This is a genomic window from Enterobacter sp. RIT418 (assembly GCF_003057745.1).
In the GTDB taxonomy this organism is placed as follows: Bacteria; Pseudomonadota; Gammaproteobacteria; order Enterobacterales; family Enterobacteriaceae; genus Enterobacter.
Genome location: NZ_QBJD02000005.1, coordinates 199,426 through 211,728 on the forward strand (window position 1 = coordinate 199,426; position 12,303 = coordinate 211,728).

At 58.1% G+C, this 12,303-nt stretch carries 12 protein-coding genes; 4 read left to right on the plus strand and 8 right to left on the minus strand.

Annotation, left to right across the window (positions count from 1 at the left end; genetic code table 11):
• Positions 1-17 precede the first annotated feature (17 nt).
• From fliI to fliF, 4 genes are read right to left on the minus strand one after another with little or no spacing between them, the layout of a single operon-like run.
• Complete coding sequence (gene fliI / locus DBY73_RS07730) at positions 18-1,388, minus strand: flagellar protein export ATPase FliI (protein WP_112010595.1); 1,371 nt, start codon at positions 1,386-1,388, stop codon at positions 18-20.
• On the minus strand, positions 1,388-2,095 hold the full coding sequence (gene fliH / locus DBY73_RS07735; protein WP_112010596.1) for a flagellar assembly protein FliH: 708 nt from the start codon (positions 2,093-2,095) through the stop codon (positions 1,388-1,390). The genes fliI and fliH overlap by 1 nt, the downstream gene beginning before the upstream one ends.
• Positions 2,088-3,086, minus strand: a complete 999-nt coding sequence (fliG, locus tag DBY73_RS07740) for a flagellar motor switch protein FliG (RefSeq protein ID WP_112010597.1) — start codon at positions 3,084-3,086, stop codon at positions 2,088-2,090. Before fliG ends, fliH begins: the two co-directional genes overlap by 8 nt.
• Entirely contained in the window at positions 3,079-4,758 is a 1,680-nt protein-coding gene (gene fliF, locus DBY73_RS07745) for a flagellar basal-body MS-ring/collar protein FliF (RefSeq protein ID WP_112010598.1), read from the minus strand. Before fliF ends, fliG begins: the two co-directional genes overlap by 8 nt.
• A gap of 228 nt (positions 4,759-4,986) precedes the next feature.
• On the opposite strand from fliF, the gene fliE reads away from it, so the two are divergent.
• Positions 4,987-5,301 (plus strand): flagellar hook-basal body complex protein FliE, encoded by a 315-nt coding sequence (fliE, locus tag DBY73_RS07750; RefSeq protein ID WP_112010599.1) that lies wholly within the window; start codon positions 4,987-4,989, stop codon positions 5,299-5,301.
• 72 nt (positions 5,302-5,373) lie between these two features.
• Entirely contained in the window at positions 5,374-5,787 is a 414-nt protein-coding gene (yedD, locus tag DBY73_RS07755) for a lipoprotein YedD (protein WP_112010600.1), read from the plus strand.
• Positions 5,788-5,945: 158 nt separating this feature from the next.
• Here the strand turns inward: yedD and amyA are convergent, their stop codons facing one another.
• Genes amyA through fliD form a run of 4 tightly spaced genes read right to left on the minus strand, consistent with a single transcriptional unit; the run spans position 5,946 to position 9,715 of the window.
• Entirely contained in the window at positions 5,946-7,433 is a 1,488-nt protein-coding gene (amyA, locus tag DBY73_RS07760; protein ID WP_112010601.1) for an alpha-amylase, read from the minus strand.
• A 52-nt stretch (positions 7,434-7,485) separates the two neighbouring features.
• Positions 7,486-7,860, minus strand: a complete 375-nt coding sequence (gene fliT / locus DBY73_RS07765; RefSeq protein ID WP_112010602.1) for a flagella biosynthesis regulatory protein FliT — start codon at positions 7,858-7,860, stop codon at positions 7,486-7,488.
• A 5-nt stretch (positions 7,861-7,865) separates the two neighbouring features.
• Positions 7,866-8,270 carry a flagellar export chaperone FliS gene (gene fliS / locus DBY73_RS07770; protein WP_112010603.1) on the minus strand — a complete coding sequence of 135 codons (405 nt, stop codon included), beginning with the start codon at positions 8,268-8,270 and terminating at the stop codon, positions 7,866-7,868.
• 20 nt (positions 8,271-8,290) lie between these two features.
• Entirely contained in the window at positions 8,291-9,715 is a 1,425-nt protein-coding gene (gene fliD, locus DBY73_RS07775) for a flagellar filament capping protein FliD (protein ID WP_112010604.1), read from the minus strand.
• A 403-nt stretch (positions 9,716-10,118) separates the two neighbouring features.
• Between fliD and DBY73_RS07780 the strand changes: the two genes are divergently transcribed.
• Both DBY73_RS07780 and fliB read left to right on the plus strand, forming a co-directional pair.
• Positions 10,119-10,943, plus strand: a complete 825-nt coding sequence (locus DBY73_RS07780) for a flagellin (protein ID WP_112010605.1) — start codon at positions 10,119-10,121, stop codon at positions 10,941-10,943.
• A 61-nt stretch (positions 10,944-11,004) separates the two neighbouring features.
• Positions 11,005-12,201, plus strand: a complete 1,197-nt coding sequence (fliB, locus tag DBY73_RS07785) for a flagellin lysine-N-methylase (RefSeq protein WP_112010606.1) — start codon at positions 11,005-11,007, stop codon at positions 12,199-12,201.
• Positions 12,202-12,303: the final 102 nt, after the last annotated feature.

Genomic DNA, 12,303 nt, shown 5'->3' on the forward strand with positions numbered 1-12,303 from the left:
TTCGCCCTCCACCTGTGTTACACCTGCGGGAAAATCAGCTCCAGAGCCTGGAGAGAGTCTTCCCAGTCGGCACGTTCAAAAATACCCTGTTGCAAAAACGCCTCCAGCTGCGGCCACAGGGCAATCGCTTTGTCGAGCATCGGATCGCTGCCTTTGGCGTACGCCCCGACGCTGACCAGATCGCGGTTGCGCTGAAAGCTGGAAAGCAGCTGCTTGAAGTTACGCACGCGGGCGTAGTGCTTCTCGGTAATCAGCGCCGTCATCGCGCGGCTGATCGACGCTTCAATATCAATGGCCGGGTAGTGCCCGGCCTCGGCCAGCCGCCGCGAGAGCACGATGTGGCCGTCGAGGATCGCGCGCGCGGAGTCGGCGATCGGGTCCTGCTGGTCATCGCCTTCGGTCAGCACGGTATAAAACGCGGTAATGGAGCCGCCGCCGCTGATGCCGTTCCCCGCGCGCTCTACCAGAGCGGGCAGCTTGGCGAAGACCGAAGGCGGGTAGCCTTTGGTGGCCGGCGGCTCGCCGATGGCGAGAGCAATTTCACGCTGCGCCATCGCGTAGCGGGTCAGGGAATCCATGATCAGCAGGACGTGCTGGCCGCGGTCGCGGAAATCTTCCGCAATGCGCGTGGCGTAGGCGGCGCCCTGCATGCGCAGCAGCGGCGACACGTCCGCCGGGGCGGCGATCACCACCGAGCGGGCGCGGCCGTCCGCGCCGAGAATGTTCTCGATAAAGTCTTTTACTTCGCGCCCGCGCTCGCCGATCAGCCCCACGACGATCACGTCCGCCTGGGTATAGCGCGCCATCATGCCGAGCAGGACCGACTTACCGACGCCGGAGCCCGCGAACAGGCCCATGCGCTGCCCGCGGCCCACCGTGAGCAGGGCATTAATTGGGCGCACGCCGGTATCCAGCACGTGCTCAATGGCGGTGCGCTGCAGCGGGTTAAACGGCTGCGTAATCAGCGCGCCGGTTTCGGTAGTGTCCGGTGCGGGCAGGCCGTCGAGCGGCTTGCCGCTGCCGTCCAGCACGCGGCCGAGCAGGGCGGGGCCGAGCGGAAGCTGCTTGCCGCTCTGCAGGCCGTCGCCGCTCATGTTTTTGGCGTAGACGCGCGCGCCGGGCAGAATGCCTTCCACCTCTTCGAGCGGCATCAGGAACAGGCGCTGGCCGTTAAAGCCGACCACCTCGCTTTCCACTTCGCGCGTCTCCAGCCCGTCCTGACGCTCAATCACGCAGGTTGCCCCCAGCGGCAGCTGAAGCCCGGTGGCCTCCAGCACCAGCCCGGTGGCGCGCGTCAGGCGGCCGTAGCGGCGCACGGCGGGCAGCTGCGCCATCTTCGTTTCAAAGTTATCCAGCGTGTTAAGCCAGCGGGTCAGGCGAGCGGTCATCAGACGACTCCCGGCGCGGCCAGGCGGCACAGTTCCTGCCAGCGGGTCGCCACGCTGGCGTCAAGATCGCCTTCATCTGCCGAAACCTTGCAGCCGCCGTGGTGCAGCGACGGATCGCCGCGCAGCCGCCAGCCGTGCAGGCTTAAGGTTGCGCCGAGGCTCTCCTCAACGCGCTGTAAATCATCAGGATGCACGCGCAGCTGCGGCTTGCCGCTGAACAGCGGCTCCTGCTGGAGCAGGCCCTGGATCTGCTTGATCAGCGCCGAGTTGTCGACGCACGGCGTCTGGCCGATCACCTGACGCGCGGCCTCAAGCGCCATCTGCATCAGGCGGGAGGCAATCACGCTGTCCAGCGCGTCGAGGGTGTTCTGAAATTCGCTGACCAGCTGCTGCATGCGGGCGTGGATCGGCGCCTGCTGCTGGCGGGCCTGCTCGGCACCGTGCTCCAGCCCCTGCGCCAGCCCTTCCTGGTAGCCCTGCTCGTGGCCTTTCTGCCGGCCTTCGCTGAGGCCGGCGTTATAGCCCTGTTCATGGGCCTGCATCTGCAGCTGCGCCAGCATCTGCGCGCGCTGTTCTTCTTCGCTCAGCTCGGGCGCGTCGGCCTCATCTTCACCCGCGTCGGCCTTGACGATCGCCGGAGTGAACTCCGTCAGGGGAGGGGCCAGATCGTCGGGCGTCCAGCGGGTCCAGGACAGCTCGTTAGACATAGGTGTCGTCTCCGCTGCCGATTACCATCTCGCCGGTTTCCGCCAGGCGACGAACGATAAGCAGGATCGCTTTCTGCTCGTTTTCCACCTGAGACAGACGCACCGGTCCGCGGTTGGCCAGGTCGTCGCGCAGGATATCCGCCGCACGCTGGGACATGTTGCGCAGGAACTTCTCGCGCAGCGGCTGCTCGGCGCCCTTGAGGGCAATAAGCAGGGATTCGGAATCCACTTCCTGAAGCAGGCGCTGGATGCTGCGGTCGTCCACTTCGACCAGATTTTCGAACAGGAACATCTCGTCGATAATTTTCTGCGCCAGCTCGCCGTCGAACTCTCGAACGGCCGTAATGACCGCCTCTTCCTGCTGGGTTTTCATCAGGTTGATGATCTCTGCCGCGGTTCTCACGCCGCCCATTTTGCTGCGCTTGAGGTTCTGGCCGTCGAGCAGGTTGTTCAGCACCTCGGTCAGCTCTGCCAGCGCGGCAGGCTGCACGCCGCCGAAGGTGGCGATACGCAGCATCACGTCGTGGCGCAGGCGCTCGTCGAACAGGGCCAGAATGTCCGCCGCCTGGCCGCGCTTGAGGTGAACCAGGATGGTGGCGATGATCTGCGGGTGTTCGTCGCGGATAAGGTCGGCGGCGCTCTGCGGCTCCATAAAGTTGAGCGTCTCGATGCCGCTGGCGGTATCGCGGGTTTCCAGAATGTCTTCCAGCAGGCTGGCGGCCCGCTCTTCACCCAGCGCCTTGACCAGCACGGAGCGCAGGTAGTCGTTGGCGTTGATGTTGAGCGCGGCAAACTGCTCGGCTTCCTGCTCAAACTCGGACAGCACGTCCGTCAGCTGCTTGTTGGAGATTTGGCGGACGTTCGCCATCGCCGCGCTGAGGATCTGCACCTCGCGCTGGGAGAGGTGCTTAAACACCTCCGCCGCGCGGTCTTCGCCAATGGTCATCAGCAGGATGACGCTTTTATCGGTGCCCGTAAGCGTATTACTCATGTTCGTTACCCATCCACTGGCGGATGACCAGCGCGACGACGCGCGGATCGTTATCAGACATTTCGCGAATGCGCTGGCTCATCACCTCGGCGCCCATGCGCTGGTTGGCGCGGCGCTGCTGCATTTGTTCATCTTTGCTGAGGCGCACTTCAACCGCGTCTTCCGTTTCCTGGCGGGAGCTCATCTGCTCCAGCGCGGCCTTCTCGGCTTCAGCGCGGCGCTGCAGCTGCGGGCGAATGCCCTTACGCCACAGCAGCCACGCCACGATCAGCACCAGCAGCCAGCGGCCCGCCGCGATCAGCTGGTCGATAAACGCCTGCTGTTGCCAGAACGGCAGCTCGCCGCCGGACTCGTCCGTGGTGGTGAACGGCGAATTGACCACGTTGAGGGTATCGCCGCGCTTCTCGGAATAGCCCATCGCCTCGCGGGTCAGGTCCTCGATCTGCTTCATCTGCTCGGCGGTCAGCGGCAGCGGCTTGCCGTCCGGCAGGGTTTTGTAGTTCACGACCACGGCCACGGAGAGGCGCTGAACGTCGCCCACGTTTAGCTTGGTATGGCGAATCGTGCGGTCGACTTCGTAGTTGGTGGTTTCATTTCGGCTGCTGGTGCGCGGGCCGGAGGCGTTCGCCGTCGAGGTCGTCTGCGGGTTGTTTTGCTGGCCGTTCTGCGGGTTGGCCGGAGGCGTAGAGATCGGCGCCGCGTTAGCCGGGGCAGGCTGGTTGGAGAGCGCGCCCGGCACGCCGCCCGGGTAAGGGCCGCCAACCTGCTCGTTTTCATTCACCTGGCGAGAGCGCATCACCGCCTGAGACGGGTTGCCGTTCGGGCTGTACTGCTCTTCGGTCTGCTCTTTATTGGCAAAGTCGATCTGCGCCGTCACCTGCGCGTGGACGTTATTGTTGCCGACAACCGGGCCGAGGATTGCTTCAATGCGGCGCTGGAGGCGGCCTTCAACGTCAGCGGCATATTTAAGCTGCGCGTCGTTAAGATCGCGCCCGGCGCTGTTGTTCTGGGTTAGCAGGCGGCCGCTTTGATCGACCAGCGTGACGTTGCCCGGCGGCAGGCCCGCCACCGCGCTGGAGACCAGGTGGGTGACCGCGCTGATTTGCCCCTCGTCGAGGGCGCGCCCCGGTTCGAGGTTAACGGTCACGGAAGCGGACGGTGATTTTTGCTCACGAACGAACAGCGACGGCTTTGGCATCGCCAGGTGCACGCGGGCGGCTTTTACCGGGCCTAAGGTTTCGATCGTGCGCGCCAGCTCGCCTTCAAGGGCGCGCTGGTAGTTGACCTGCTCGCTGAACTGGCTGATGCCGAATTTTTCCTGATCCAGCAGCTCGAAGCCGACCGCGCCGCCCTTCGGCAGGCCCTGCTGCGCCAGGCGCAGGCGAAGCTCATGCACTTTATCGGCAGGCACTTCCAGCGCACCGCCGTTATCGGCAAAGCGATACGGGACGTTCATCTGGGTCAGCTGGGTGACGATGGCGCCGCCATCCTGATCGGAGAGGTTGCTGTAAAGCGTGCGGTAATCAGGGCTTTTCGCCCACAGGACCATCGCTACAAGGATCGCAATGGCGGCTGCGCCTGCCACGATCAACGGGATTTTAGGGTTCGCGCGAAGGCGGTTTATCCACTCTGCTGATTTATTCTGTGGCGCCGTTGATGCTGTTGCACTCATTGCGCACCTCTTAAATCCTGGTGGTTTACGTTATTCGTGTAGAGAAACAAAACTGACTCCCGGGTCGGCAAACACGACAAAAGTTCCATACTGATGGCCCTGCCATTATTTGATGATTCCGGATTTTCTATGGGTCAAATAACCTGGTTTTTTAACGCTATTTACCGCCTTTATCTTATTGACAAGCTGTTAGTCTTGACCGCGTAAAAAACCATTCAGGGGAGAGTCATGGCTATACAGGGCATCGAAGGGGTTATCAGCCAGCTACAGGCAACGGCAATGTCAGCCCGCAACCAGAGCATGGCGGAACAGCCGCAGAGCATCAGCTTTGCCGGCCAGCTGCACGCGGCGCTGGACCGCATCAGCGACACGCAGACCGCGGCGCGCGCGCAGGCGGAGAAATTTACCCTCGGCGAACCGGGCGTCGCGCTTAACGATGTGATGACCGATTTGCAAAAATCCTCGGTGTCCCTGCAGATGGGCATCCAGGTGCGCAACAAGCTGGTGTCGGCGTACCAGGAAGTGATGTCCATGCAGGTGTAGCCGTCGAACTTACGCTGGCGGCGCCATCGCTTTAATGCCACAATATTTTTTTCTTCGCATGCAGGAAAGATGATGAAAAAGATAGCAATTGTTGGCGCGCTGCTGGCGTTGACCGGCTGTGCTCAGGTGGATAACTACCAGGACGTGATTAAGCATCCGGCTCCGGCGAGCCTGGCGGGCTACTGGCAGTCGGCAGGGCCGCAGAGCAGCCTGGTCAGCCCGGAGGCGATCGCCACGCTGGTGGTGACGCAAGAGGGCGATACGCTGGACTGCCGTCAGTGGCAGCGCGTGATCGCGGTGCCGGGTAAAATCATGCTGCGCTCAGACGACTACTACAACGTGACCCGCAAGCTGGACGTTTATCCGCTCGAGCGAGACGGTTCGCTGCTGGAGTATGACGGCATGGAGCTGCGCAGGGTTGACCGCCCAACGGTGGAGTGCGCAGATTACCTGAGCAAAAACCCGCTGGAGAGTCAACTACCCTGAAGGTAAACGCAAAACGGCAACCTTGTTGCCGTTTTTGGTATTTGCGTCCTCTCCCTGTGGGGTGAGGGAACCCCACAAATCACAGCCTGGCACAGAATACTCCCTCTCCATTCAGGGAGAGGGCCGGGGTGAGGGCATCAGCCCGCATTTTTCCGGTATTACAGCGCGTCCTCAATCACCCACACGCTGACGCTGCCGCCGTTGCAGGTGAAGGTGCCTTCGCCGTCCGCCGCGGTGGTGACGGTCTCTTCGCGATTGCCGAGGAAATCTCGCCACGTTTTATTCCCATAGTTCTCGCCCAGGCAAATCACCTTTTCTCCCTCGTCGCCGTTGGAGAGCACCACCACGCAGCCGGGGGCGTCTTCGGTGCCGCTGCGGCTAAAGGCAATGCAGTTGGGGTGATCGAAGAACAGCGTCTGCACGCCGTGGGCGAAGCGCTGGCGGGCGAGGATCAGCTCGTGCAGCTGCTCGATAACCGGCATGTCGATGTGATAGCTTTCGCCGTCGCCGCCGGTGTCGTCATAGCTGGCGCCGAACAGATCGGGATAAAAGACGCTCGGCACGCCGTTTTCGCGCAGCAGGATCAGGGCGTAGGCCAGCGGCTTGAACCAGGCCTCGACCGGAGCCTCCAGCGCCTGCAGCGGCTGGGTGTCGTGGTTGGCGACCAGCGTTACGGCGTGGAACGGATCGGCTTCCACCAGCGTGCCGGTAAAGATCTGGCTCATGTCGTAGTCACGGCCCATGCGCGACGCCTCGTGGAACTTCATCTGCAGCGGGGCGTCGAACAGCATCGTTTTGCCCTCAACCTGGTCGATATAGTTCTTCAGCGCGCCGACGTCGTGCGACCAGTATTCTGCCACCACGAACAGCGGCTTTTCCGACACTTCCTGAACATGCTCGATCCACTCCTTGTAGAACCAGGCGGGAATGTGTTTGACCGCATCCAGGCGGAAGCCGTCGCACTGTGTCTGCTCCATGACCCAGCGCGCCCAGTATTTGATCTCTTCGGTGACCGCGTGGTTGCGGAAATCGATGTTCTCGCCCATCAGGTAGTCGAAGTTGCCCATCTCACCGTCAACCTGATCGTTCCAGCCCTCGCCGGTATAGTCGTTGACGATTTTAAAGATGCCGTCCTCGCTGGGGTTTTCGATGTGGTCGATGCCGCTGAAGCATTTATAGTCCCAGACGAACTGCGAGTATTGCCCGGCGCGCACCGGGAAGGTGTAGCGGGTCCAGGCCTCGCACTCGATGATTTCATCGTCAATTTGCGTGCGGTCCTGTTCGTTCACGCGCTGAACGCGCACCCGTTCTTTTTCGTCGGCGCCCATTTTGTGGTTCACCACCACGTCCAGCAGCACCGCAATGTCGTTGCTCTTTAAGGCGCTGATGGCTTCCAGCAGCTGCGCTTTGTCGCCGTATTTGGTGGCCACGCTGCCCTTCTGGTCGAACTCGCCGAGATCGAAAAGATCGTAGGAGTCGTATCCAACGGAATAGCCGCCCGATGCGCCTTTATACGCAGGGGGTAGCCAGACCATATTGATACCGATTTCGTTCAGGTTGGGGGCCAGCGCCGTGACCTCAGGCCACAGTTCACCGCCCGTGGGGTAGTACCAGTGAAAGCATTGTAATAGCGTGGGGTTTTTCATCGTCCGTGCTCCAGAAGCCGTTTGGCTGACTTCTGGAGTATGGATGAAGAAATCATAATTGTGTGTCGCGGGTCAAACTTTCTGGATAAAGAATATTCCCCGACAGCTTTCCGTAGGTCGACGTAACGGATTGCTGTTTGCCGGTTTGATCGATGAGGCTGCGCAGCTCGTCCATGCGGGACTTGAGCATGGCCTTAAGCTGGTTCTCGTTTTCGAGGATCTTCTCCAACAGAAAACGCGCTTGCTCAACCTGAGCGGGGGGGCATGACGTGATGGGGTTTTGCGAAATACGCTCCACCAGTTGGACGTAATGCATTTCCTGCTCGATAAGCTCATCCCATTGGCCGGAACGAGCAAGATTTAGCATAGCAATGCTCTGGGCATGCAAAGCATGCCAGTGACTAAGCGCTGCGCTGGGAATATTCATCAAAATTATCCTGAGATAGAGGACGCATTGGGGCCTATTTGCTTCCACGCATCCGCAATGTTGTTTAATAAACCCTCGACTTCAACAATTGCGTCTACGTCGTTACTCACATTTGCGTGTAACAAACGTCGAACCATATATTCATACAAGGAGGCAAGATTACCGGACAGCTCGCTTTCAACCTCCATGTTCAGCCCCGCTTTTAACCCGTTGTCGATAATGTTGATGGCTTTGGATAAGGCTTCGCCTTTTTCCCGAATTTGTCCGGCCTCGAGAAACAGGCGCGCGCGGACAAGGGCGCTGTGCGCCCCGTCAAACAACATCACGATCAGCTGGTGTGGACTGGCATTCATCACTGCACTTTCAACGCCTATCTTTTGATAGGACTGAACACCAGAGGTGCTATACATATCCACTCCTGAAACAACGATTATTTCTGTGAGAACTGTTGGGTCAAATAGTTGGCGGTGTTGGTCATTTTCGTCACTAACACGTCCAGACTGGTGAACTGCGCTTTGTAACGCGCCATGGTGGCATCAATCTGCGCTTCCATCGCGTCGTAACGCTCGCCGAGGCTTTTCAGCGTTTTGTTGATCCCGTCTTTGGCGTTCTGAATCACGCCCGCGTTGCCCACGCTGGTGCTCAGCATGGAGTCCAGCGTTTTGCTCATCTTGGTGGCCATGCCGGTGGTTTTGCCGTCGCCAATAAAATACTGCTGGATGGCGTCCGGGTTATCCGTCAGGGCTTTTTTCAGCTTATCCGTGTCGACCTTCAGGTTGCCGACGGTGCCGTCCGCGGCTTTGGTCGGGTCCTGCGTAATGCCGAGCTGCGCCATAATCTGGATCGAACCGCTTTGCGCTTCGGTCAGCAGGCCGCGCAGCTGGGACTGAATCCCGCGCACGTTCGCGTCGCCCACCAGCGCGCCGTTGCTGTTGGACTGGCTGCCTTTGCCCGGTTCGACAGCCACGTATTTGGTCAGGCTGTTGATGGTGGACTGCAGCGAGTTGTAGGCCGTTACCCAGTCGGTAATCGCCTTCTGGTTAGCGTCGGTCGCGCGCGACACTTCCAGCATTTCATCCGCTTTGCTTTCTGCTTTTAGCGTAAACGTCACGCCGGGCAGGGCGTCGGTAATGGTGTTGGATTGACGCTCAATCTCGATGTTGTTCACTACGACAATGGCGTTTTGCGCCGCGGTGTTGACCGTCAGCCCGCCGGTTTTCGACGCGGAATCGTAGCCAATCGCGCTTTGCAGCTTGTCGTCGCCGGTGACGCTGATCGTCATCTCACCGTCGGTACCGGTGGTTTTTGAGGTCAGCATCAGGCGATAATCGCCGTCCTTCGCTTTGATCACGCTGGCCGTCACATTGCCGTTGGCCTTGTTGATTGCGCTGGCGATCCCGGCCAGCGAGGTGTCATCGTCCGCGACGTTCACTTCCAGCGGCGTTTTGGTGCCCGGCTGGGTAATGGTGATCTTGCGCGTGGTGCCCGTAGTGTCGCCCAGCTGTGCGGTATTGCTGGCATAGGAGCCGGTGGTCAGCGCCTGCGCTTTCGCCACCTGGTTCACGTTTACCACAAAGGTGCCCACGGAGGCGTTTGCCGCCGTTGTCGCGGTGAACGCCGTGTTGGTGCTGCTCACGGACGTGGAGTTCCAGGTGGCCGTTTTACCGAGCGCGGCGGTCGCGGTTTGCAGCGAAGTCATGGCGCTCTGCAGCTTGCCGTAAGCGCTTAACTGTGCGTTATACGTCGATTGCTGGGAAGTAATCGTCGTCAGCTTGGTTCTTTCTGCCGCGTCCAACTGATTATATAAATCCCCGAGTCCTGCAGAACCTATCCCGAGGTTACTGATAGTAGCCATGCATATTTTCCTTAAAATACGAAAGTAGTTCAGGACTCTTATCGGCCTCTTGTGCGAAAAGTTTACGTATAAGAGAAAAAAATAATCCCAGGAATAGGCGCTGCATTAAGCAGTAAATGAAAGGATTGTCCTTAAGGGAATATATTTGAAGGATAAAAACCGCAAGAAAAGTACGCCTTGAGCGCGGACAAATAAAGGCCAAAATAGCCCGCAGAATTAGGCGTAATTTATGGCTTTAAATCCTTTTTTGAAATTAAAATTCTTTAAAATCAAGGTTATATAATTTTTTCAAAATTGATTTCTAAAGTCTTTTGGGGACCCGTCGATAACCTTGTTGACGGTGAGAGACGCTGTGAGTGTTAGGCACCGGACCTAAAACCCAATTTTTGAAGGAAAGAAAATTATGGCAGTTATCAATACTAACCTGATGTCACTGACTACTCAGAACAACCTGAACAAATCTCAGTCTTCTCTGGGCACGGCTATTGAGCGTCTGTCTTCAGGTCTGCGTATCAACAGCGCGAAAGACGATGCTGCTGGCCAGGCGATCGCAAACCGCATGACCGCTCAGATTAAGGGCATGAACCAGGCTGCGCGTAACGCCAACGACGGTATCTCCATGGCGCAGACCGCTGAAGGTTCCCTGAACGAAATCAACAACAACCTGCAGCGCGTTCGTGAGCTGGCGGTTCAGGCAAGCACCGGTACCAACAGCACCTCTGACCTGGCTTCCCTGCAGGATGAAGTGACCGCGCGTCTGGCTGAAATCAACCGCGTAGCGGGCAAAACCGACTTCAACGGCATCAAGCTGCTGGACGGTTCTGCAGGTACTGGCGGCGTGGTTAAAATTCAGGTTGGCGTAAACGACGGCGACACCATCGATCTGGACCTGAGCGGTGCTAAAGCGGATACAGATACCTTAGGCGTTAAAGATATTGATTTGAAAAACGTACAGGGTACGGATCTGGCAACTATCGATGCTGCAATCGCTAAAGTTGATAAAGCGCGTTCAGGCCTGGGTGCTGTGCAGAACCGCTTCACCTCTGCTATCAACAACCTGAACAACACCTCTAACAACCTGTCTGCTGCTCAGTCCCGTATCCAGGACGCTGACTACGCAACTGAAGTGTCTAACATGTCCCGCGCGCAGATCCTGCAGCAGGCTGGTACTTCCGTTCTGTCTCAGGCAAACCAGGTTCCACAGACCGTTCTGTCTCTGCTGCGTTAATTTACGCGTAAAGCCCCGCTTCGGCGGGGTTTTTTTGTCTCTGCTATTTGAGTATCCGCCGATGAAACAAATCAGTGTTACCCAACCAAAGCTGGTCGCAGATTTTTCCTGCATCGGGGGCGCGTGCCGCGAGCACTGCTGCCAGGGCTGGACCATCTCGTTTGATAAATCGTCGGTTAATCGCTATCAGAACAGCAAAAACGCCGCGATTCGCCATATTGCGAAAACGGGCATAAAGGTAACTAAAAAGCAGTACGAGAACTGGGGCGAAGTGATATTCCATACGGAAAGCAAAAATTGCCCGTTTATGGACGCGGAAAAACTCTGCGCGATCCACGGATCTCTCGGCGCCGAGGCGCTTAGCCCAACCTGCTCAACCTTTCCGCGCGCTAACCGAATCTATAAAAACGACGTTGAAAAATCACTCAACCTGTCGTGCCCCGAGGTGACGCGGCTTTTACTGAGCGACCGCGAGTCGATGGCGCTGATGGAATCCACGCACGTTCAGCAGGACGTCAATAACGCGCCGCCGCTGAATATGCGCACGAAGGTGATTAACCTCTTCTGCCAGAATATCCTGAACGTGGCGAGCGTCAGCGTTGAAGAGCAAATTTACGCCATGGTGAAATTCCTCATGGTGGCCGAAAAGCTTGAGAGTATTGAAGACGGTATTTCCACGCTTGAAACGGTCTATTTCGCGCTGGTGAACGAGCTTGAGAGCGGCAAAATAAAGGCCGAACTACAGGGCTTCTCGCAAAACTACGGTCTTAAATTCTTGCTTATCTCACTGATGCAAAGCTACTTCTCGCAAAAAATGGCGAGCCGGGGCGGGGCGGTGCTGAACCGCTATTTCAGGCAGCTGTACGCCCAGTTTGACGCGGCGGACAACCCGCAGCGTATCATGCAGGATATCGAAGCGGCATGGCGTAGCGCTTCCGCGGATTTACTGATTCAGAATGACCACCTGTTTAAGAACTTTTTCAAATATAAGCTGTGGCAGCAGGGCTTCCCGCAAAATAACGGCCGCGGCATGCTGAATAATCTCTATTTGATCGTGGCGGAATACTATTACATTAAAACGCTGCTGGCGGGCCAGGCGAAGGTGGCGGGGGAAATTTGTCAGGACAACGTCATCGACGTTATTTATAGTTTTCATTCTCTTAGCCAGCATAATGCCGACGTGCAAAAGCTCTTTCACCAGCAAATAGAAAACGTGAGGATGGGAGACGATCTTTCCCTGCTGCAGCTGTTAATTTAGCGCCTGAAAATGCCCCTGCATGGGGCAACCCCAGAATAACCTCACTTTATCCCCCTTTTTCATCCAATTGAACGCCCTGCAGAATCGGATAATCATGCCGAT